The following is a 22,198-nucleotide window of genomic DNA, read 5'->3' as shown; positions in this document are numbered from 1 at the left end:
TCATGCACCGTGCAGCGCACAGGCGCTACAGGGCGCTACAGTGCGTGTACTACCCTCGCCCGCCCCTGCCCATGCGCAACCCCCGGCTGCTGATCACCGCCATCGCCCTGCTGCTGCTCGGCCTGGTCGCCAACCATTTCCTGCAAAGGCCGCCAGCGCCGCAGTTCGCACCCGACCTGCAGGGCACGCCTGTCGCGCGCGCGCCGGCCACCGCCTCGCCCGGCAAGGACAGCGGACTTCCCGCGTTCCTGCCCGCCGAAGCGCGCGCGACCATCGCCCTGATCCAGCGTGGCGGTCCATTCCCGCACCGCCAGGACGGCAGTACCTTCGGCAACCGCGAGCAGCAGCTGCCGCAGCGCGCGCGCGGCTACTACCGCGAATACACCGTCGACACCCCTGGCGCGCGTACGCGTGGCACGCGTCGCATCGTCACCGGCGGCGATCCGCCGGAAGCGTGGTACTACACCGACGACCATTACGCGTCATTCCGCAGCTTCACCGTACCGGCCCAGGGAGCGCAGTGATGAGCCACGATGATTTCGGCCTTGGCCTGCATGACATCAACAACGCCGGCGTCTACGCCATCGACAGCGACGACATCGGCGCACTGGCCGCGGCGATGCGCGATGCCGGCCTGAAAGTGATCCGCATCGATCTGGAGGGCGTCGCGGACAAGCGCACCCTGCTCGCCCGTTTGGCCGCACAGCTGGATTTCCCGGCCGGTTTCGGCGGCAACTGGGATGCGCTGTCGGACAACCTGCGCGACCTGCAATGGCTGCCGGCCAATGGCTACGCGCTGTTCCTGGCCGACGTGGACGCGCTGCGCGCCGGTCCGCAGAAGGACTTCGACACCCTGCTGGACGTGATGGACGAGACCAGCCGTGACTGGGTCGGCCGCGACGTACCGTTCTGGGTGTTCCTGTCGCAGAGCGCGTAAGGTCACTGCCTTGGCCGGCATGCACTGACGCCTTGGCAGAGGCCGACCTTGGTCGGCGCTTCTGTGCCAACCAAGGTTGGCATCTACCAAAGCGCGGGCCGGCCAGCACGTGGGCACGGCCCCTGTCTAGCGGCTCCCGTTGTCTTCCTGCAGTTCCTTCTTGAACGGGATGTCCGGCGGCGGTCGTGCCACGGCCGGCTGGTCCTGCATGTTGGGGTTGGTCAGGCCACAGCCGCCACCGGCCTGCAGGATCGAAATGACGCAGGAGATCCTTGTGTTGGTGCCCGGCAATGGAATCTCCATCGCCTTGACGCCCTTGCGCACCCATTCGGCCAGCAGCGATTCCTGCGGCACCCAGTATTTGTCGAACGAGGTCGGCGTGTAGTCGTACGGCGGGCGCTTCAGCCAGGTGCCGGACTGCGCAATGCGCTCCTTGCTCCAGCCGTCGTTGGCACCGCCGGGCGCACCGCGCGCGGCATGGCCATCGCCCTCCTGGCCAGGCACGCGCACGCTGCCATCGGCATTGAACAGGCCGCTGCCCTTGCCGGCGGTACTGGCCTGGCGGGTACCGTTGCTGCTGCCGTCGCGGTTGCGGCTGGAAGACCCCCAGTCATCGCCCTTGGCAGGCGTCGCCCAGTTGCCTGGATCAGGCGCCGGGCGCGCTCCCGCGTTTGCGGGTGTGCTGCTGGATGCTGACGGACGCGCGCTGCTGCTCGCCTGCGTCGCGCTGCCCTGGGCCGCAGTCGCAGGCGTCGCCGTGGCACTGCCACTGGAGGATGCCGGCGCTGCCACCGGTGCCGAGGCCACTTCACGTTCCCGCACCTGCACGTCGCGGCCAGTGGGCGCGCGTACGGCGGGCTCACGCCCGGCCACCGCCGCCATCCGCACCTGCGGATCGGCCACGGCCTGCACTTCACGTTCGCGCACCTGCACGTCCTGCTGCGGCACGCGCACCTGCACTTCCGCGTTGCGCAGCGGTTGGGGAGCCACCGGCGCGTCGACCGTACTGACTTCGCGTTCGCGCACCTGGATGTCACGCACCTGCGGCGTGCGCACGGCCAGTTCCGGGGTACGCACCGGGCTTGGTGTCGGCGGCGCCTGCACCGGCTGCACGCTGCGCTCGCGCACGGCGAGTGTGCTGTCACGCGGTACGACGCTGACTTCGGTGCGCGGCACACTGACCGGCGGCACCACGAAATCCGTGCTGGCCTGCGCCACTTCGGTGGCCTGGACGGGCGAAGGCGGCGGCGCGGCCACCGGCGCCGGCTCGGCGTCGGCCGGCGGTGGTGGAACGCTGGCGGTCGGCGCGGATGCCGGGGATGAGGCGGTGGTTTCGGCAGCCACCGGACGTGGCGCAGGGGCCGAGGCAGCGCCCGCCTCCTGGCCCGGCGCAACCCGACCTGCCGCCGCAGCCGCAGCCGCTTCGGCGCCCGGCTGATCGCCACCGCCTTCCTGCGACGCGCGGCCGACGAACTCCACCTGCACGCGCTCGCCCTCGGTGCCCTCTTCGTCCGGCGCGCTGGTACGGATCACCGCCACCCACAGCAACAGCACGAAGAACAGCAGGTGCAGCAGTGCACTGACCAGTGCCGAGGTCCAGCGCATCCAGCGCTGGTCGCGCGGCGCGGCGTCCCAGTCCTGCCAGAACAATCGGCGCAGCGCCTGCCACGGCGACAGCCGCGGCGACTGGCCTGGCGGGCCCGGCAGCGGGCGCGGCAGGAAAACTGCGATCACCTCGCGGGCATGGAACGGCCGCGGCAGTGGCCCCAGCGAGCGCAGCCACAGCGCCCAGCCATAGGGCAGGCGCGTGGACTTCTCGAGGACGGCGCGGGGCTGCTGGCGCGCCAGCAGCAGATCAATGAGTTGCTCGGCCCGGGTCAGAGGCACGCGTCAGCGATCAGGCGACGTTGCCGCGCGGAATGTAAGGCGCGTGGCCGCTGTCATGATCGGTCGCGTCACGCACGGCGGTCACGCCCGGCACGCGGCCCATCAGGGTTTTTTCGATGCCCTGCTTGAGCGTCACATCGGCCATGCCGCAGCCCTGGCAGCCACCACCGAAGCGCAGCAGCACCACGCCGTCGGACGAGACTTCCTGCACGGCCACCTTGCCGCCATGCGAGGCCAGCTGCGGATTGACTTCGTTCTCCACCACCCAGTGCACGCGTTCGACCAGCGAGGCCGCATCACCCGGCGCTTCGCCCTTGATGCGCGGCGCCTTGATGGTCAGCTGCTGGGCACCGGCGGTGCCGGCGACGATGTCGATCTCGGCGCCATCGAGCCAGCCAACGCTGCCGGCGTCGACATAGAGGGTGAAACCATCGCAGTCCACCGCCCACTCGTCACCGAGCAGGTCGGTAGGTTCGGCGAATTCCAGCCGGGCATCGGCGCGCGGCGTACCGGGGTCGACCGCGCTCAGGCGCACGCCCATGCCGGGCACGCCCTCGCGTTCGATCAACTTGCGGAAATGGGTCTGGGCAGTGTCGGAGATCTGGATCATCAGGCTATTCTAGCCAAGTAAGCGTCAGCCGCTCATTCGGTTTATACACCGTCCGGCGCATTGTTCAGTCAACACGAGGTGGAGATTCCCATGGCCGACCTGATTCCACTGGCCCACGCCCGTTGCGTGCCGCGCAAAGGCAGCGACCACAAGCTCGGCGAGGCCCGCCTGGCCGAACTGCTGCCGCAGGTTCCCGGCTGGGAGCTGAGCGAGGGTGACCAGGCCCTGTCGCGTACCTTCCGCTTCAAGGATTACTACGCCACCATGGCCTTCGTGAACGCGCTGGCCTGGATCGCCCACCGCGAGGACCACCACCCGGACCTGGGCGTGCACTACGACCGCGCGGTCGTGCGCTTCTCCACCCACGATGTGGGCGGGCTGAGCGAGAACGACTTCATCTGCGCGGCCAAGACTTCGGCCCTGACGGAGCAACTGCCATGAACGTACGTTTGCTGAGCCTGTCCCTGATCGCTGCGACCGGCCTGGCCGGCTGTGGCGCGTCCGAACCGCCGTCACCGCCACCACCGCCGCCGACCGAAGTGGCCGCGGTGAAGACGCCGCCGCCGCAGTACCCGCTGGAACTGGCCTGCATGGGCGTGGGCGGCACCAGCACCTTCAAGGTGACCATCGGCACCGACGGCAAGCCGAGCGAGGTTGCGCTGTTGACCGGGGCCGGCAACCCGCAGCTGGACGAACTGGCCAAGACCGCCGTGCAGGGCTGGCAGTTCAAGGCCGCCACCCGTAACGGCCAACCGGTGCCGGCCACCATCCAGGTTCCTGTCAGCTTCAACCCGCCACAGCCGAAGCCGGACCAGTGCTTCGCCATCGAAGAACGCCTGCGCCGCGGCGGCTGATCGCACACACCCCGACGGGGCCTGCCGACGCCCGCCTCGCCCTCGCCGCCCCGGCCCTGCCCGGGGCGGCTGTCTGTTGACCAGGATCGCGTGGGTTGATGCTGCAGATTCCCCCTGAAAACATCTGGATCGCACTGGCGGTCACGCTTGCCGCAGGCCTGGCCACCGCGATCGGCAGCCTGCTGGTGCTGTTCTCGCGCCGCCCCAGCCCGCGCCTGCTGGCGTTCGGCCTGGCCTTTGCCGGTGGCGCGATGGTCTATGTGTCGCTGTCGGAGATCCTCAACAAGTCCATTGCGTCGTTTGCACTGGCGTATGGCGAGCGCACCGGCTTCACCTACGGCACCCTGGCCTTCCTGCTGGGCGTGATCGTGATCGTACTGATCGACCACTTCATTCCCAATCCGCATGACAGCCTGGACAAACAGGACCCTGCGTTCCGCGAGAACAGCCGCGAGTACCTGAAGCGGGTCGCGCTGCTGACCTCGGTTGCGATCACCGCACACAATTTCCCGGAAGGGCTGGCGACCTTCTTTGCCACGCTGGAAAGCCCATCGGTGGGCATGCCACTGGCCTTCGCCATCGCCATCCACAACATTCCCGAGGGCATCGCGATCGCGGTGCCGGTGTACTTCGCCACCCAGAACAAGTTCTACGCGTTCAGTGCCAGCCTGCTGTCCGGCCTGGCCGAGCCCGTGGGCGCAGCGCTTGGCTACTGGCTGCTGTCAGGATCGCTGTCGCACGCCACGTTCGGCTGGGTGTTCGGCCTGATCGCCGGCGTGATGGTGTTCCTGGCGCTGGATGAGCTGCTGCCGGCGGCCAAGCGCTATGCCAAGGGCCACGAGACGGTTTATGGACTGGTGGCCGGCATGGGCACGCTGGCGATCAGCCTGGTGCTGTTCAAGTGGTGAGGGGTTCCCGGCTCGCCCTGTAGAGTCCAGCCATGCTCGACTGGCTTTCCGCGCGGCCCGACCGAGGCGCAGTCGAGCGTGACTCGACGCTACAGGAGATCCTTACTTCAGCCGGTCCAGCGCCTCGACCAGCTCATCCGCCAGCGGCGCGTTCAATACGTATGGGCTCTTGCCGTCATCCAGGGCGAACTCCAGCGAGGCCGCATGCAGGAACAAGCGCTTCAGCCCGATCTGCTCACGAAGCCGCTTGTTGACCGCTGGATCGCCGTATTTGTCGTCACCGGCCACCGGATGCCCCAGATGCTGGGCGTGCACGCGGATCTGGTGGGTACGGCCGGTCTCGATGCGGACTTCGCAGTACGAATGGCCACCGCGGCGTTCCAGCACCCGGAAGTGGCTGATCGATTCCTTGCCGATCGCATTGACCTGCACATGGCGCTCGCCGCCCTGGCGCAGGCCCACGTGCAGCGGGGCGTCGACCGTCATCACGCCGTCGGGCATGCGCCCGGCCAGCAGGGTCAGGTAGCGCTTGCGGATGCCGGCGCCGTGGTCTTCACGCAGCAAGGCCTGCAGTTCGCTCAGCGCCGAGCGCTTCTTGGCCACGACCAGCAGGCCCGAGGTGTCGCGATCCAACCGGTGGACCAGCTCCAGGGTCTGCCCCGGGCGCAGCGCGCGCAGCGTCTCGATGGCGCCGAAGCTGATGCCGCTGCCGCCGTGGCTGGCCACGCCGGTCGGCTTGTTCAGGGCCAGCAGGCGGGCGTCCTCGAAGACGATGGCCTGCTCCAGGCGGCGCATGAACGCCTCCGGCGGACCGGCCTTGTCTCCTTCCTCAGTGAGACGGACCGGCGGCACGCGCACCTCGTCACCGGCCTCGAGCTTGCGTTCGGCCTTGGCGCGGCCACCGTTCACCCGTACCTGGCCACTGCGCACCAGCTTGTAGACCAGGCTGCGCGGGGCGCCCTTCAGCTGGCCGAGCAGGAAGTTGTCCAGGCGCTGGCCGGCGCGGTCGGCGGGAACGGTGATCATGCGCACGGAAGGCTTGTCGCCAGCGGGTTTGGTGGGGTCTTGGACGGTCATCAGGCTGTTTATTCTGTTACACTCGGGGGGCGAGATAAGGGATTGATTTCGTTGGAAGTTACTCAGGGCCAGAAGCCCAGCTTCCGACGAATCCGGCACAGTGCGCGACCACCGCCCGCGGGGCGGCCATGTTAGCGGCTCACCGGCCTTCCCGGCCATCGCCGGATGCCTGACACGCAACCGTGCTGAACATGTCCCGCGTGGCGCTCCAGCCTGGCTGACAGCTGCCTGCGGCCTGTAACACCCCAAAACCCATAAGAGTGAAGCGCTCCCGCGGCCTGCCGTGGTGTCGTAGCGCTGGAAACCCAAGCCGCCCTCCCCGCGCTTGCGCGAATGGGCGGCGAACCGTGTCCAGAGGCGAAACCCCATGGCGTTCCGCGCGGTAGCCGCTTGCGAGGAACGCAACAATGAAGCGAATGCTGATCAACGCCACGCAGGCTGAAGAGCTGCGTGTTGCCATCGTGGATGGCCAGTCGTTGTATGACATCGACATCGAACAGCCGTCGAAGGAACAGAAGAAGTCCAACATCTACAAGGGCCGGATCTTCCGCATCGAGCCCTCGCTGGAAGCCGCCTTCGTCGAGTACGGCGGTGGCCGCCATGGCTTCCTGCCGCTGAAGGAAATCTCCCGCGACTACTTCCAGGCCGGTGTCGACCACAACAAGGCCGGCATCCGCGAGCTGCTGAAGGAAGGCCAGGAGATCGTCGTCCAGGTCGACAAGGAAGAGCGTGGCAACAAGGGCGCCGCCCTGACCACGTTCATCTCGCTGGCCGGCCGCTACATGGTGCTGATGCCGAACTCGCCCAGCGCCGGCGGCGTTTCCCGTCGCATCGAGGGCGAAGACCGGGCCGCGCTGAAGGACGCCCTGGACAAGCTGAACATTCCCGACGACATGGGCGTGATCATCCGTACCGCCGGCGTCGGCCGCGATGCGGAAGAGCTGCAGTGGGACCTGGACTACCTGCTCAATGTCTGGCGCGCCATCGCCGAAGCCGCACTGAGCAAGCCGGCTCCGTTCCTGATCTACCAGGAATCGCGCCTGATCGTGCGCGCCCTGCGTGACTACCTGCGCGCCGACATCGGCGAGATCCTGGTGGACACCGAGGAGATGTACGAGCACGCCCGCGAGTTCATGCAGCAGGTGATGCCGCAGACCCTGCGCAAGCTCAAGCATTACAAGGACGACATCCCGCTGTTCAACCGCTTCCAGATCGAGTCGCAGATCGAGGGCGCCTACGAGCGCAACGTGCGCCTGCCGTCGGGCGGCTCGATCGTGGTCGACCAGACCGAAGCGCTGACCGCGGTCGACGTCAATTCCTCGCGCGCCACCAAGGGCAGCGACATCGAGGACACCGCGTTCCAGACCAACCTGGAAGCGGCCGAGGAAGTGGCCCGCCAGCTGCGCCTGCGCGACCTGGGCGGCCTGGTGGTGATCGACTTCATCGACATGGCCTCCAACAAGCACCAGCGCGAGGTCGAGAACCGCCTGGCCAACGCGCTGAAGTACGACCGTGCGCGCGTCCAGGTCGGCCGCATCTCGCGCTTCGGCCTGCTGGAAATGAGCCGCCAGCGCCTGCGCCCGAGCCTGGGTGAATCCAGCCAGATCGTCTGCCCGCGTTGCGACGGCCACGGCCGCATGCGCAGCGTCGAGTCGCTGTCGCTGTCGATCATCCGCGTTGCCGAAGAGCATGCGATGAAGGAAAACACCGGGCAGGTGCTGGTCCAGGCGCCGGTGGAGATCGCCAATTACCTGCTGAACGAAAAGCGCAGTGCCCTGCGCGAGATCGAGCAGCGCCACGAGGCGCCGATCGTGATCGTCGCCGACGAGCAGCTGCACACCCCGCACTACACCGTCACCCGCCTGCGCGAGAACGAGCTGGGTGAAGAGAGCAACAAGCCCAGTTACCAGCGCGGCACCCCGCGCAAGCTGCCGGTGCATGCCCTGACCAAGGGCCAGCTGAACATCCCGCCGCCGGCGGTGACCCAGGTCAAGCACACCTCCCCCGCCCCGGTGCGCGAGGAAGTGGAGCCGGCCGCAGCGGCACCGGCCCCGGTCGTGGCAGCGCCGGTTGCAGCGGCCCCGAGCGGCGGCGTGATCGGTTGGCTCAAGCGCGTGTTCGGTGGCGAACCGGCGCCGGCACCGGCACCGGCGGCTCCTGTTGCCCGCCAGCAGCAGGACGGCGGCCGCAAGGACCGCAACAAGGATCGCAACAAGGACCGCAAGGATCGCCGCGACGACAACCGTGGCAACGGCAACGCTCAGCAGCAGAAGGATGGCGGCAACCGCAAGGAGCGCGGTGAGCAGCGCAAGGACGGCCGCAACGGCAACAACGGCAATGCCCAGCAGCAGCCGCAGCAGGGCAGGCAGAAGGAGCCTCAGCAGAAGGACGGCCAGCAGCCGCATCAGCAGAACAAGCCGCGCAACGAGCAGCAGGGCCAGAACCAGAACCAGCAGCAGCCGAAGCTGAAGCAGCCCAAGCAGCCGCGCCAGCCGCAGGACGGTGACAAGCCGGCCGAGAAGCCGCAGCGCAGCACCGCCGAGGCACCGGCCGAGGCCGTGACCGCGGCTGCCGCCGTGGCCGCCACGGCGGTCGCCGCCAATGGGGTGACCGCTCAGGAAGCCACTGCGCCGGTGGCGCCGGTTGCGCCGGCCGCCTCCGCTCCGGCGGAAGCCACTGCACCGGCCGACACCACTGCCAACGCCGGCAACGGGGCCGAGGCGATTGCCGTGACCGGTGAAGAGGCTGCTGTCGACGCCAACGGCGAGCAGGCCGGTGAAGGCGCGACCCGCCGCCGCCGTGGCCGTCGTGGTGGCCGTCGCCGCCGTCGTGGTGGCGCCGAGAACGCTGCCGGCGGCGATGGCCTGGGCGATGATCAGGACGACGCGGACGACAGTGATGACACCGATGCCGCTGATGTCGCCGAGCAGAGCAACGACAGCGTCGCCGGGACCACTCCGGTCGCCGCTGCGCAGCCGGCCCGTTCGCAACCGGAATTCGATTTCGATGACGAAGTCGAACCGACCGCTGCCGAATCCGGAAAGCCGGTCCGTGCCGCCGCCGCTGTTGTCGCCGCGCCGGTCGCGGTGGTGAGCAGCGCCGTGGTCGATGCCGCTGCACCGGTGGTGGCCGAGGTACAGGCCCCGATCAATACCGTGGCCAAGGCCGAACCGGCATCTTCGCCGGTGCAGACCAGCATGCTCGATGCCATCGACGCGGCGACCCCGGCCCAGCCGGTGGTGGCTGCAGCACCGGCGGTCGAAGCCAAGCCGGTCGTGGTTGAGGCTGCCCCGGCCGTTGAAGCCACTCCGGTGGTCGAAGTGAAGCCGGTCGTGGTCGAGGCTGCTCCGGTCGTGGAATCGAAGCCGGAGGTTGTTGCAGCGTCCCCGGTGGCTGAAGCCGAGCCGCTGGCCGTTGAGGCCGCCCCGGTGGTGGAGGCCGCTCCCGCGGTTGAAGCCAAGCCGGTTGTCGAGACCGCACCGGTCGCCGAACAGCCAGTCGCTCCGGTGGCAGTTGAAGCCGCACCGGTGGAAGCTGCGGCCCCGGTCGCCGATGCGGTGGTGACGCCGTCGATCGATCCGGTCGCCGATGGTCACGCCGATGCCGCCGCCCAGGCGGCCGAAGCCAAGGCCGACGAAGAAGACGAAGACGCCGCCAAGCGCACGCCGCCGGCGAACTGATCGCGATCTGGTCGCGTGAAAAGGAACGGCGGGGATCGATGATCCCCGCCGTTTCTGTTTGTGCGCCGGGCGCGCGCAGCGCTCTGGTAGAGGCCAACCTTGGTTGACGCCGTTGTTCGAGCGAACGCGGACACGTCCGTGCCAACCAAGGTTGGCACCTACCAGGACATCAGCGCGTCGGCGCGAACTGCAACCGGGTCCACACGCCGTAGTGGTCCGAGGCCCAGCGACCGCTGTCATCGGGCTGGTCGAACAGGAGCTTCGCTTCGCGCGCGACCATCCGGTCCTGCTGGAAGAAGATGTGGTCGATACGCGAAGGTGCCTGGTAATAGTGCCGGTTCAAGGTGCTGACCCCGGCCAGGTCGGTGTTGACGTGCACGCTGCCATAGCTGTCGCCGTAATGGCTGCGCAGCTCGCTCAGGTCACCTGCGTCCACCAGCGCATTGAAGTCGCCCGCGATCACCACCGGCGCGCCGGCCGAGGTAGCGGTGATGAAGCGCAGCAGGTCCTCGACCTGGGTACGGCGGATGCGCTGACCACTCTCGTCGTTGCGCTCGTTGAGATGCGTGGCGTAGACGTTCACCGGCGTGCCGTCGACGTCGATGCGCAGGTGGGCCACCGTGCGGTAGTCGTCCAATGGCAGCAGCAGATGGTCCCCCTGGGCGAGGATCGGCCGCCGGGTCAGCAACGCATTGCCGTAACGCTTCGGCGCACCCACCGGATCGGTGGACACGAATACGTACTTGTAGCCGAGTTGGCTGGCCAGCCACTGCGCCTGGTTGCGCACGTTGCGGCGCTGGATCACCTCCTGCAGCGCGATGGCATCGGGCTGCAGGCGCTTGAGTTCGGCCAGGATGGTACGGCGGCGGCTTGGCCAGTCTTCGCGGTCATGATGGAGGTTGAAGGTGACCATGCTCATGCCTGGCGCGCTGGCGATGTCCACCGCTGGCGATGCGAACTGCGGCACCGCCGCCAGCGTCAGCCCTGGCAATACCAATGCAATGGCCAGCCCCAGGGCGCGCACCGTCGCACGCGCTCCCTCCCCTTGTTGCTTCATCGTTACTGCCCCTTGCGCTCGGCGCGGCGCACCGCGCCCGGTACATCGATCTCGACCCGTGCCGGCAGCTGGTGCACGTGCAGTTCCTTGTTGATCCATTCGGCCGCTTCGCCGTTGATGGTCGCCTCGCCCGGATCACCGGCGTACGGCCACGGCAACACCACGCCACCGACCGGTGGCACCAGGCCCGGCTGCACCTCCAGCACCAGCTGCTTGTCGCTGCGCTGCAGGCGGTAATTGAGCTGGCCCTGCGGCGTGCGAAGGCCCTGCACGGCGATGCCCTCGCCCTGCAGCCAGGCCGTCGGGATGCCGGCGGCCAACACCAGCGCATCGTCCATGTCACGACTGTAGGCGAACATGTCCAGGGCCGAGCGCACGAAGTCCGAGGCGACCCAGGCATGCGGCAGGTCACCGACGAAGAACGGCTTGCGCGGCGTGCGCGAGACCACTTCGGCCCACTGGTTCCAGGCCTGCGGCGCACGGTCCTTGAAGAAGAACTCGGTCGCCTGCCAGGCGCGATCGCGCCAGCCCAGGCGAACGAAGGCGGCCACGTTGCGCCATTCGTACGGCGTGTAGTCCTTCCACTCGCGCTTGCCATCGCGGCGGGCCACGAATTCCTTCCAGTAGCGCTCGAAGGTCGCCTCCAACGCCTGCTGCGACAGCCGGCCCTGCTCGCCGCCCGGCGCCAGCGCGATGGTGGTCGAGGTCGCGTCGAAATCGCCCAGCTCGGCCGAGCCCGGCAGGTAGTCGATGTTGTGCTGCTGCATCGCCGACAGCAGTGACGCCTGCAGGTCATCACGGAACTGGTCACGCGACTCGGCGATCTGCATCGCTTCGACCTTGCCCAGCTGGGCCGCCAGCGATGCTGCGTCCTTGTAGCCGCGCAACGCCCAGAAATTATCCCAGTACGAATGCATCGGCTTGGCCGAATAGCCTTCGTGGCTGATCGAGGCCGGCATCATCCCGTAGAACGCCGGATTGCGCGCACGGTTCTCTTCGGTACGCTCGCTGGCACGCAGCTGCTCCATGTAGCTGTAGGCGCCCTGCACGTGCGGCCACATCAGCTCGGCGAAGGTGCTGTCGCCGGTATAGCGCCCATATTCGGCGATGCTGTAGATCAGCTCACCGTGGCTGTCATTCTCCGGCACCGGGTCGCTGCCGCGCGCATCGACACAGCACGGCACCTTGCCGTTCTCGAACTGGTAAGGCGCATACCAGTTGATGTAGTCACGCACGGCATCGCTGCGCCCCATGCGCAGCAGGCCTTGGGAAATCATCGCGCCGTCGCGGATCCAGCTGCGCGCGTACGAGCGCGTGCCCGGCTGCAGGCGCGGGCCGACCCGCGAGATCAGCATGTGCGCCACGGCGGTGCGCAGGGTGTCGACCAGGGCCTGGCCTGCCGCCGGCACCTGCAGCGAGACCACGCCCAGCGCGTGCCGCCACTGTTCGGCCACCTGCGCCTGCGCCTTGGCCACGTCCAGCGCCTGCGGCGCCCAGCTCCCGGTCTGCGGCAGCACCACTGCCACTTCGCGGCTCTGCCCGGGTTCCAGCTTGATCGTATACAGCAGCGCACCGGACGCCATGCCGGTACTGTCCTTCACTGCCGTAGTGGCCGGATACTTTCCGGACGCAAGATGCATCGCATCGAGCTTGCCATCGAACGTGCTGGCGAAACGGGCATCGGGCACCTGCAGTGGATAGATGCGCGGCTCGCCGTTGATGCGTACCAGCTGTTCGCCCACGTCCAGCGCATCGATGCGGCTGAAGCCGCCGACGGTGTTGAGGAACTGGGTCGGCGGGTTGACCTGCCAGGGGCGGATCGCCAGCGCCAGGGTGTACTCGTGCGCCACCTTGTCCGGATTGCTCAGCCGGTAGCGGCCGATCAACTGCGCGCGCTCCGGCGTGCCCTGCACGAAGCTGGTCACCGCCAGGCCGGCCTTCTCGTGCACCCAGTCGACGTTGGCGATCGGAAGATAGTGGTCCTGCAGCGACTGGGTAGTGGCCACCTTCGACCAGTCCAGCAGCTTGCCGTCGAGGCGGATGAACGGCTCGATGCTGAAGCTGCCCTTGGCCGGCTCCAGCGCACCGTCCTCGCTGATCAGCGCCTGTTCCTGGCCGCCATCGAGGCCGAGCAGGGTCCAGTACGGCTGTTCGCCCACATACGCACGCGGCAGCGAACCGCGCGGCAGGTCGGCCGCCACCGAGGACAGGAAGGCGTTCGGCGTGGCGGCGAACGCCAGCGGCTTGAGCGTGATGTCACGGATGCCATAGCGCCAGTTCGGGCCATCGAGCAGATCGAAACGCACGTAGCGTGCGTCGGTGTCCGGCAGCGCCAGCCAGTCGCGGCCACCCGCACCGCCGGTCACCTCGCGCACAGTGCGCCAGTCCCGGCCATCTTCGGACGTCCGCACGGTGTAACGATTGGCTTCCAGGTTCGGCAGCCAGTCGATCACCGCACCGCCGATCTCGCGGCTCTTGTGCAGGTCCAGGCTGATGGTCTGCTGCTTGACCCCGCCGCTGATCCAGAACGTATCGCCTTTGCCATCGATCATGCGGTCCTGCAGCGCGGTGGCGGTATCGGCGATGACCGATGGCACCAGTGCCGAATCATCCTGCGGTGGCAGGCCCTGCAGGGTCAGCTTGTCGAAGCACACCGTGCCGCGGCCGCCGACCTTGCTGTAGATCGTGAACTCGACCGCGGCGCTGCGCGCCATCTCCTTCTCGGGCGACGGCCCCCACGCCTTGTCGATCTGGCGACGCCGGTATTCGACCGGTGTCCACGCCTTGGGGAAGCTGTAGCCCGGGCGGTTGACCCACCAGACGTTGTCGCCGCTGGCATCGATCAGCTTGAACTGCAGGTCGTTGGCCGGCGAATCACCACGCAGCTGGAAGCCGAAACGGTAGTTGACCGGGTAGTCGATGTTCAGCGCGCGGCGGATGCCGACGTAGCCGGAGACCTTGTGGAAATCATAGTCCAGGCACAGGGCACGGCCGCCGCCGGCGCCGCTGACCGGCCGCAGCGAACCACTGACCTGGTCGGACAGCACCAGTTTCCAGGCGCCGATATCGTCGAAGTCGTCCAGCACCTTCGGCGCCGGCAGTGCCGGTGGTGCGGCGATCGCCAGGGAGGTCCACAACAGTCCCAGTCCAACGGCGATCGCTCGCTTCATCCCTTGACGCTCCCCAGCAACAGACCTTGGATGTAGTACCGCTGCAGCACCAGGAACAGCGCCAGCACCGGAACCACGGTGACCACCGCGCCAGCCATCATCATTTCCACATCCATGATGTGTTCGCGCGAGAGGGTGGCCAGCGCCACCGGCAGAGTGTAGTGCTCCTGGTCGGTCAACACGATCAGCGGCCACATGAAATCGTTCCATGCGCCCATGAAGGTGAAGATCGCCAGGGTCACCAGCACCGGCTTGAGCATCGGCAGCACGATCTGGAAGAAGATGCGCAGCTCCCCTGCCCCGTCGATGCGCGCCGCTTCCAGCAGTTCGTCCGGGATCGAACGTGCGTACTGGCGTACCAGGAAGATGCCGAACACGCTGGCCAGCGCCGGCACGATCACGCCGCCGAAGCTGTTGACCAGCCCCAGCTGCTTCATCAGCAGGAACAGTGGCAGCATCGCCACCTGCGCTGGAATCACCAGCGCCGCCATCAGTACCTGGAACAGGCGCTCGCGGCCGACGAAGTTGAGCTTGGCGAAAGCGTAACCGGCCATGGTGTTGAGCAGCAGCGAGCCGATCGTGATGCCCAGCGACACCAGCAGGCTGTTGGCAAAGTTGCCGCCCATGCCGGTGCGCGCGAACAGTTCATGGTAGTTGTGCGTGGTGATGCTCGAAGGCAGCAGCGGCGGCGGGAAATGGCTGGCCTCGCCCTGCGGCATGAACGAGACCGAGACCATCCACAGCAGCGGTGCCAGGCTGACCAGGGCCAGCACCAGCAACGCACCATTGATCATCCACGGGTACCAGCGCGACTGGCCGATTTCACGACTCATACCAACTGCCTCTTGCGGCCGAAACGCAGCATCACGGTGGTCACCGCCAGGATGATCAGGAACAGCAGGAACGCCACGGCGGAGGCGCGTCCCAGGTTCCACCACTTGAAGCCTTCCTCGAACATGAAATACAGCACGCTGACGGTGCTCTGCAGTGGGTCGCCGCGGGTCATCACGTAGGGTTCGGCGAACAGCTGGAAGTAGCCGGACACGGTAATCACCCCGACCACCAGCAGCACCGGGCCGAGCATCGGCAGGGTGATGTGCAGGAACTGCTTCCAGCGCGAGGCACCATCGATGCGCGCCGCTTCGTACAGGTCATGCGGGATCGCCTGCAGGCCGGCCAGGAAGATCACCATGTTGTAGCCGAAGTTCTTCCACACCGCGAACAGCATGATGGTCGGCATCGCCCAGTTGGGATCACCCAGCCAGTCGATCGGGCTGATGCCCAGATGGCCCAGGCCGTAGTTCACCAGGCCATAGCTGGTATGGAACAGGTAGCGCCAGATCACCGCCACCGCCACCAGCGTGGTCACCACCGGCGCGAACAGTGCCGTGCGGAACAGGGCCTTGAAGCGCGCGGCCGGTGCATTGAGCAGCATCGCCGCGCCCAACGACACGCCGATCGACAACGGCACGCCGATCAGCACGAAGTAGGTGGTGTTCCACAGCGACTTCCAGAACATCGGCGTCTGCAGCAGGTCGATGTAGTTGCCCAGGCCGACGAAGCGCAGGTTGCTGCTATCGGCCAGTGCATAGAGGTCGAAGTCGGTCACGCTCAGTGCAAGCGCCGAGGCGACCGGCAGGCCGAAGAACACGCCCAGCACGATCAGCGAGGGGCCGGCGAAGATCCAGCCGGCCAGCGAAGTACGTTTCATTGCGCGCTCCCGGCGGCCACGGCGCTGCTCGATTGCGGCGACGGCGCGCGCTCCTGCAGGCGTTGTTGTTCATGCATCCAGCGGCGCTTGGCCAGCACCTTGTCCACGCGCTGGTCCAGCTCTTCCACGGCCTTGTCCTGCGGCAGGCCACCGCGCACCACCTTCTCGGTGACGATGCGCATTTCCTGCACGATGCGCTCCCATTCGAGCACCTTCGGCGTCGGCCTGACCCGCTCCAGCTGATCGCGGAACGCGGCCGCCAGCGGGTCATTGGCCAGCGACGGCGTGTTCCACGCACTGCGGCGCGGCGGCAGGTCGCCAATGATCGAATGGAAGCGTGCCTGGATTTCCGGCCGCGACAGGAATTCGATCAGCTTCCAGGACGCCTCCTTCTGCTGCGACTTGCGGAAGATCACCAGGCTGGTACCACCGGCGATGCCCGCGCCCGGACCGTCCGGCCCCGGCAGCGCGGCGGTGCCCCACTGCCCTTCCAGTTCCTTCGGCTGCAGCTTCTTGAACTCGCGGATGTTCCAGGGGCCGGAGATGTAGAACACGTTGAAGCCGCGGAAGAATTCGTCCCAGACATTGGAGATCTGCGTCTCGGACATCTTCGGCGCCCAGCCCTGCTCGAACATGTTGGCGTAGAAGCCCAGCGTGCGGCGGAACCCCGGGCTGGAGAAATTGCCCCGGGTGTCGTCGTCACGCAGCAGCGGGTCGGGCTGCTGCAAGGCCAGCGACAGCTGCTGCTCGAACTCGTTGATCGGCATCAGCACCGCGTAGCGGCTCGGGCCCTGCATGCGCTTGATCGCCGCCATCTGCTCTTCCCATTCCTGCCACGTACGCGGCGGGTGGTCGTAGCCGGCCTTGGCCAGCAGGTCCTTGCGGTAGTAGATCAGGCGCGTATCGACGTACCACGGCACGCCGACCAGCCCGCCGTGGATCACGTTGGTATCCCAGATGCCCTGGAAGTAGTCCTTCGGGTCGACCACGGTGGAGCGCTGCACGAACGGCTGCAGCGGGGTCAGCGCGTCGAGTTCGGCGAACTCCGGCACCCAGGTGTTGCCAAGCTGGCACACGTCCGGCAGGCCGTCGGCGGCGAACGCGGTCAGCAGCTTCTCATGCGCGGCGGTCCACGGGATGTTCTGCACATCCACCTTGATGCCGGGGTTTTCGGCCTCGAATTCGTGGATCAGCTCGCTGACCACCTCGGCTTCGCGGCCCATCGCCCAGAAGCGCACGGTGGTGGTGCCCGGTTCGGTACGGGCGCAGCCGGCCACGGCCAACGCGGCCAGGGCAGGCAGCGCCCAGCGGCGCAGGCGGTCGATCCAGTTCGGCATCGGGCTACTTGCCCTGGCCTGTGGTGCGGTTGGCATTGTTCTTCTGTTCCTGCGCGGCAGCCGCGCGTGATTCGGCGATACCCACCGCGCGTGCTGCCGCGGCCTTTTCGTCTTTCTGCAGTTCCAGCGGCTGGAACGACCCTTCCGGCGCCAGCCAGCCGCCACTGAACCCGGCCCGCTCCAGGCCCTTGCGGATGTACGGGTTCTTCTTCATCACTTCCCAGACGAAGTCATCGCGGTAGTTGGCGATCATGGTCAGGATCGGGCCCTGGTCGATGGCGATGTAGTCGCTGGCGACCCAGCCGCGATCGGGAACCAGACGACCGGTCTTGATCGGGATGTCGTAGTTGAAGCTGGGGTTGAACGAATCCAGGAAGCCGTAGCTGGAATAGATGTAGTCGCCAAAGCGCTTGTGCATCTCCAGCGTGGCCGGGATCACCTGCTCGGGGGCGAACACCACCGAGGCGATCGCAGCGGTCGGGGCGATGGTGCCGTCATCAAAGTTCTCGCGCAGGCCGGCGCCGCGCGAGGAGTAGTGGCGGAACTGGCGCTGCTCGCCGCGGTACTCCTGCGTGGTGTTCTGCGGACCATCGCTGGCGGTCAGGCCCCACACGTTCTCGCCATACTCCTTCCACTGCATCGGGTTGGCGATGGCATATTCGCGCTGGGCCAGCGCGGCCGACCGGCTGTTGAGGAAATAGGTGCTGCCGCGCTCGCGCATGTAAGCGTCCTGGATGTCGCGGAAGTCGATCCAGACGTGGCTGTACTGGTGGCCGAACAGCGGGCCGAAGGACAGGTATTCCTGGCCCTGGTAGACGCCCCAGTCGTTGTCGTAGGTACGCGTCCACACCGTCCACGCGTCCGGGCTGACCGGGTGCGTCGGCGAGCCCAGGGCGAGGATGTACACCATCATCGCCTCGTTGTAGCCCATCCAGTCGTGGTCGATGAAACCGCTCTCTGGGAACCAGCCCATCGAGATCAGCGGTGCACGCTGCTGCAGCCACGGCCAGTCGACCTTCTTGTACAACGTATCGGCGATCTGGCGGATTTCCTTCTCGCGCGGATCATCACCGTCGTAGTACGACTGCGCGAACAGCACGCCCATCATCAGCAGCGCGGTATCCACCGATGACAGCTCGACCCAGCTGTCGTAGCGACGGCCTTCCTGCATGTCCAGGAAGTGGTAGTAGAAGCCCTTGTAACCGGCCTTGCCGGTGCGCTGCGGGCCCATCGGCACGTCGCGGAAGAACTTCAGCGTGGTCAGCGTGCGGTCGATCGCCTGGTTGCGGCTGACCCAGCCGTTCTCGATGCCGATCGGATAGGCGGTCAGCGCGAAGCCGACCGAGGCGATGCTGGCGAACGGCCGCGACGGGTAGCGGTCCGGGGTCAGCCCGTTGACCTCGTTGGTGGTATCCCAGAAGAACTGGAAGGTGCGGCGCTCGATGTCATCGAACAGCGGCGGCAGCTCAGGCTTCATGGGCCGAGGCGGTGCATCGGCCTCGATCAGGATCACCGGCGGGCGCGGTTTGGCAGGTTCCTGCTGGGCCGGCTGGCAGGCGGCCACGGCCAGGCTCAGCGCTGCGGCGGACAACAGATGGCGTGCCTGCATGGCGCGGTTCCTCCGGTGGTCTGATCGATGGGAAAGCATACCGTCCAATGATCTGAAATCGTTTACAAGGTGTGTGCTTAAAAAACCACGAAAAACGTGGCCTGACACCGCGATCATTGCCCACGCCGCTGCCCCCTGGCCGGCAGCGGCGTGGGCAATGGACCGGCACGGGGCCGGCCATTGCCGTTTTCACCGATGCCGCCAGCGAGCCGGCGGCATCGGGTCATGCATCACCGCCCGGGCTTAGAAGCGGAAGCCCACTTCGGCCTTGACCTGGCGCGGAGTACCGATGATGTCGCCGGTCTCGTTGTAGCTGGCCTGCAGCTTGCCGTTGGTCTTGACGTAGTTGTAGGTGGAGAAGTTGTCGAAGTTGAACACGTTGATGATGTCCAGGCGGGCGTACAGCTCAGTGTTGCCCGGCATCTTGAACGTCTTCGTCGCCTGCAGGTCGACCGAACGGTAGCCGAAGATCTTGCCGCCCACCAGGAACTTGCCGGTTGCGTTGGGCACGGCCGCCTGCGGAGTCGGCAGCGTGTAGCCGCTGGCCTGCATCACCGGGTACCAGTCGTTGACGGCGGTCGGGGTGGCCAGGGTGATCTTGCCGCCGAAGGTGATGCCCCAGAAGCCCGCGTACGAACCGGTCACCACCAGGCGGTGGCGCGGCGCGCCGTTGGAACGGATGGTCGGGTAATCACCGATCAGACCGCGATCAAAGGCGTACTTCTCGTTGATGTCACGGTTGTGGCGCGCGGTGGTCCAGGTATAGGCGATCGAGGTGCCCCAACCGCTTTCCTTGGTGAACGGCTTCTGTGCCGACAGCAGGACCTGGGTGGCACGGGTCTTGATGCCCTGCTGGCCGATGATCAGGCTGCCGAAGCCCGGCACGTTGCAGCTCCAAGCCTGGCTCAGGCCCGGGGAGGTGCCACCACACAGGCGCGGATCATCGAAGAACTGGCCGGTCGGGTAGCGGTTGCCCAGGGTGAAGGCGAAGCCGTCGTAGCTCAGGGTTCGAGCGATGGTGGCGTCGGTCAGCCAGTCGCCGATCTGGTTGCTCATGCCCAGGCTGAACTGATCCGAGTACGGCGCCTTCAGCTTGTTGTTCAGCAGGTCCACTTCCAGGCCGGCATTGCTGGTCGCGCCGACCAGTGCCTGCAGGTTGCCGATGCCGTTGAGCAGGTTCGGGTTCCAGTCATAGCAGGCGGCCTGGCCGTTGATGCAGGCGCCGGTGGCCGGGTTGCGGAAGTAGATGGTCGGCTGCGGCAGGGCCAGCTTGGTGGTTTCCAGCTGCAGGTTGTCGAACAGGTCACGGTCGTAGGAACGGCCGGCACCACCATGGATCACGTGCTGCTCGTCGGCATTGATGTCATACGAGAAGCCCAGGCGCGGCTGCCAGGCATCCTTGAATGCCTTGCGGTTGTGACCGTTGCTGATGTAGTCGCTGATGTCCAGGCCGCCCAGTGCCAGCGAATCGGCATAGGTCTGGCCGGCCGGAGCGCGCGGATCCTGCGAATAGATGGCGTCGACCACCTGCTGCGGGGTCACGAAGTCCAGGTAGGACGGGGTCTTTTCGTAGTCCCAGCGCAGGCCGATGTTCAGCTGCAGGTGGTCATTGACCTGCCAGTCGTCCTGGATGAACACGCCGTACTGCTTGGACTTCGAACGCACTTCGCCGGACACGCCGGTCACGCCGGTCACCGGCTTGACGAACTGCGCCTTGTACGGAATGGAATCGGGGAAGTCCGGATCACCCAGCGAGTAGGTGAAGGTCGGGTTGATCTGCGCCGCATCGGACGCGTACAGGTCGATCTGCTTGTACTTCACGCCCATCTTGATGGTGTGGTCGCCCGCCCACTGGATGCCATCCAGGGTCAGGTTGTCTTCGATCGACCAGCCCTTCTGGCCCTTCACCTGCGAATCCAGTGCCGAGGCGCCACCGATCTTCACGATGGTGCGGTCTTCCGGGCCGTCCGGTGCGGTGTAGGTGATGCCGTTGGCCAGCGTCAGCGGGGTCGGATTGTTGAACGAATCTTCGTGGGTGACCATCAACTCGTTGTAGTAGCGCTCACCGCTGTGGTTCCAGCGCAGGGCATAACGACGGTCGGTGTTGACCACTTCACGGCCGGCTTCCGGCGAGGTCTGGCCGCTGAACTGCGACTGGGTTTCGTCGCGGTCCTGGAAGGTCAGCTCGATGCGGTCGTTGTCGGTCGGCTCGAAGTCGATCTTGCCGAAGATCAGATCCTGCTGGAACGGCTGGCTGGCCGGGCCGAGGCCGGCGGCACCGGCGGGCGGCAGCAGGCCGGCAGCGCCGGTGACCGCGCCATCCGGCGCGATGGTGACCGGCAGGTCGAAGCGCTTGGCTTCGTAGGTCACGAAGAAGTGCGCCTTGTCCTGGATGATCGGGCCGCCCAGGGCGAAGCCGTATTCCTTCTCGGCCGAGACCATCTTTTCCTTGCCACCCTGGCGCTCTGCCGGGGTCTTGGCACGCATGTCTTCATCGGTGTAGCGGTAGAACGCCTCGCCCTTGAACTCATTGGTGCCGGACTTGGTCGCAGCCGTCACGGCGGCGCTCGACACCTGGCCGTACTCGGCCTTGTAGTTGCCGCTGATGACCTTGTATTCGCCGATGGCCAGCTGCGGGAACGGGTTGCCGGCGCTGCCGGACTGGCCGGCCACGCCGCCGCCCTTGACGTAGCTCTTCTGGCCTACGCCGTCGATGTACACGTTGGTGCCGTCGGCATTGGTGGCGCCGCCGCGCAGCGAGGTGTTGCCCTTGGCATCGCGGGTGAAGATCAGGCCTGGCACCGCGTCGGCGAACTCCAGGAAGTTGCGCGACACCTGCGGGGTGGTCTGGATCTGCTGCAGGCTGACGGTCTTGCCGACTTCGGAGGTGCGCACTTCCTGCAGCAGGGTCGGCGCGACGACGTTGACGGTGTCCAGGTTGGTGGCCGCGGTCGAACCGGGGGTGCTGCTGGCGGCACCGGCAAAGTTCAGCGTCGCGGTCGAGGCCACGGTGACGGTGACCTTCTGGGTCTGGCCGTTGGCAACCACGTCATAGGTACCCGGGTCCAGGCCCATCAGCGAGTAGCTGCCGTCGGCGCGGATGGTGCCACGGCGGACGGTACCGGTGGCCACGTTGGTGGCGGTCACTTCGGTACCTGCCTGGGCGCCGGCAACTTGGCCGCGCAGGCTGGCGTTGGCCGACTGCGCCATGACGTTGGGGGCGGCAGCCAGCATCAGGCAGCTGACCAGTGCGGTGCTCAGCAGCCGGCGCGCCGGCATGCGGAAGGTGGTATGCATCATCAACTCAATCTCCGGGTGGCGGTAACCGCTTGCGCGGTCCCTGCGATCAGTCAAAAAAAAG

The 22,198-nt window shown here is 66.9% G+C and carries 16 protein-coding genes; 6 read left to right on the top strand and 10 right to left on the bottom strand.

Annotation, left to right across the window (positions count from 1 at the left end; translation table 11 throughout):
- Positions 1 to 71: 71 nt before the first annotated feature.
- Both AC5P53_RS06795 and AC5P53_RS06790 read left to right on the top strand, forming a co-directional pair.
- Positions 72 to 524, top strand: a complete 453-nt coding sequence (locus AC5P53_RS06795; protein WP_041863621.1) for a guanyl-specific ribonuclease — start codon at positions 72 to 74, stop codon at positions 522 to 524.
- Positions 524 to 937, top strand: coding sequence for a barstar family protein (locus AC5P53_RS06790; protein WP_014647739.1), 414 nt, complete (start codon positions 524 to 526; stop codon positions 935 to 937). Before AC5P53_RS06795 ends, AC5P53_RS06790 begins: the two co-directional genes overlap by 1 nt.
- Positions 938 to 1,063: 126 nt before the next feature.
- Here AC5P53_RS06790 and AC5P53_RS06785 read toward each other — a convergent pair whose 3' ends face one another.
- Together AC5P53_RS06785 and AC5P53_RS06780 are read right to left on the bottom strand one after the other, a co-directional pair.
- Complete coding sequence (locus tag AC5P53_RS06785) at positions 1,064 to 2,824, bottom strand: hypothetical protein (RefSeq protein WP_241887538.1); 1,761 nt, start codon at positions 2,822 to 2,824, stop codon at positions 1,064 to 1,066.
- A gap of 10 nt (positions 2,825 to 2,834) precedes the next feature.
- Positions 2,835 to 3,434: an NfuA family Fe-S biogenesis protein gene (locus tag AC5P53_RS06780; RefSeq protein ID WP_014037813.1), complete on the bottom strand. Its 600-nt coding sequence runs from the start codon at positions 3,432 to 3,434 to the stop codon at positions 2,835 to 2,837.
- A 90-nt stretch (positions 3,435 to 3,524) separates the two neighbouring features.
- On the opposite strand from AC5P53_RS06780, the gene AC5P53_RS06775 reads away from it, so the two are divergent.
- The 3 genes from AC5P53_RS06775 (at position 3,525) to zupT (ending at position 5,196) form a co-directional block, all read left to right on the top strand.
- Entirely contained in the window at positions 3,525 to 3,875 is a 351-nt protein-coding gene (locus AC5P53_RS06775) for a 4a-hydroxytetrahydrobiopterin dehydratase (RefSeq protein ID WP_197621052.1), read from the top strand.
- Complete coding sequence (locus tag AC5P53_RS06770; RefSeq protein ID WP_014647742.1) at positions 3,872 to 4,288, top strand: energy transducer TonB; 417 nt, start codon at positions 3,872 to 3,874, stop codon at positions 4,286 to 4,288. Before AC5P53_RS06775 ends, AC5P53_RS06770 begins: the two co-directional genes overlap by 4 nt.
- A gap of 98 nt (positions 4,289 to 4,386) precedes the next feature.
- Entirely contained in the window at positions 4,387 to 5,196 is an 810-nt protein-coding gene (zupT, locus tag AC5P53_RS06765; protein WP_014647743.1) for a zinc transporter ZupT, read from the top strand.
- A gap of 102 nt (positions 5,197 to 5,298) precedes the next feature.
- Here zupT and AC5P53_RS06760 read toward each other — a convergent pair whose 3' ends face one another.
- Positions 5,299 to 6,273 (bottom strand): RluA family pseudouridine synthase, encoded by a 975-nt coding sequence (locus tag AC5P53_RS06760; RefSeq protein ID WP_134809092.1) that lies wholly within the window; start codon positions 6,271 to 6,273, stop codon positions 5,299 to 5,301.
- A 407-nt stretch (positions 6,274 to 6,680) separates the two neighbouring features.
- On the opposite strand from AC5P53_RS06760, the gene rne reads away from it, so the two are divergent.
- Positions 6,681 to 9,953, top strand: a complete 3,273-nt coding sequence (gene rne, locus AC5P53_RS06755; protein WP_241887534.1) for a ribonuclease E — start codon at positions 6,681 to 6,683, stop codon at positions 9,951 to 9,953.
- 169 nt (positions 9,954 to 10,122) lie between these two features.
- Here rne and AC5P53_RS06750 read toward each other — a convergent pair whose 3' ends face one another.
- The 7 genes from AC5P53_RS06750 to AC5P53_RS06720 form a co-directional block, all read right to left on the bottom strand.
- A complete protein-coding gene (locus AC5P53_RS06750; protein WP_049442425.1) occupies positions 10,123 to 11,010 on the bottom strand; it encodes an endonuclease/exonuclease/phosphatase family protein in 888 nt (295 codons plus the stop codon).
- A gap of 2 nt (positions 11,011 to 11,012) precedes the next feature.
- Positions 11,013 to 14,180 carry a discoidin domain-containing protein gene (locus AC5P53_RS06745; protein ID WP_241887533.1) on the bottom strand — a complete coding sequence of 1,056 codons (3,168 nt, stop codon included), beginning with the start codon at positions 14,178 to 14,180 and terminating at the stop codon, positions 11,013 to 11,015.
- Positions 14,177 to 15,013 carry a carbohydrate ABC transporter permease gene (locus AC5P53_RS06740; protein ID WP_006456347.1) on the bottom strand — a complete coding sequence of 279 codons (837 nt, stop codon included), beginning with the start codon at positions 15,011 to 15,013 and terminating at the stop codon, positions 14,177 to 14,179. The genes AC5P53_RS06745 and AC5P53_RS06740 overlap by 4 nt, the downstream gene beginning before the upstream one ends.
- Positions 15,010 to 15,891 carry a carbohydrate ABC transporter permease gene (locus AC5P53_RS06735; RefSeq protein WP_005410323.1) on the bottom strand — a complete coding sequence of 294 codons (882 nt, stop codon included), beginning with the start codon at positions 15,889 to 15,891 and terminating at the stop codon, positions 15,010 to 15,012. The genes AC5P53_RS06740 and AC5P53_RS06735 overlap by 4 nt, the downstream gene beginning before the upstream one ends.
- Positions 15,888 to 17,228, bottom strand: a complete 1,341-nt coding sequence (locus tag AC5P53_RS06730) for a sugar ABC transporter substrate-binding protein (RefSeq protein ID WP_014647749.1) — start codon at positions 17,226 to 17,228, stop codon at positions 15,888 to 15,890. The genes AC5P53_RS06735 and AC5P53_RS06730 overlap by 4 nt, the downstream gene beginning before the upstream one ends.
- Positions 17,229 to 17,232: 4 nt before the next feature.
- Positions 17,233 to 18,837, bottom strand: coding sequence for a glucoamylase family protein (locus tag AC5P53_RS06725; RefSeq protein WP_014647750.1), 1,605 nt, complete (start codon positions 18,835 to 18,837; stop codon positions 17,233 to 17,235).
- Between the two features lie 243 nt (positions 18,838 to 19,080).
- Positions 19,081 to 22,137 (bottom strand): TonB-dependent receptor, encoded by a 3,057-nt coding sequence (locus AC5P53_RS06720; RefSeq protein ID WP_032960107.1) that lies wholly within the window; start codon positions 22,135 to 22,137, stop codon positions 19,081 to 19,083.
- Positions 22,138 to 22,198: the final 61 nt, after the last annotated feature.

It is taken from the genome of Stenotrophomonas sp. YJH_SMC_82, assembly GCF_059368875.1.
Note: the sequence above shows the minus strand (reverse complement) of the source record. Positions and strands in the feature narration are given on the sequence as shown.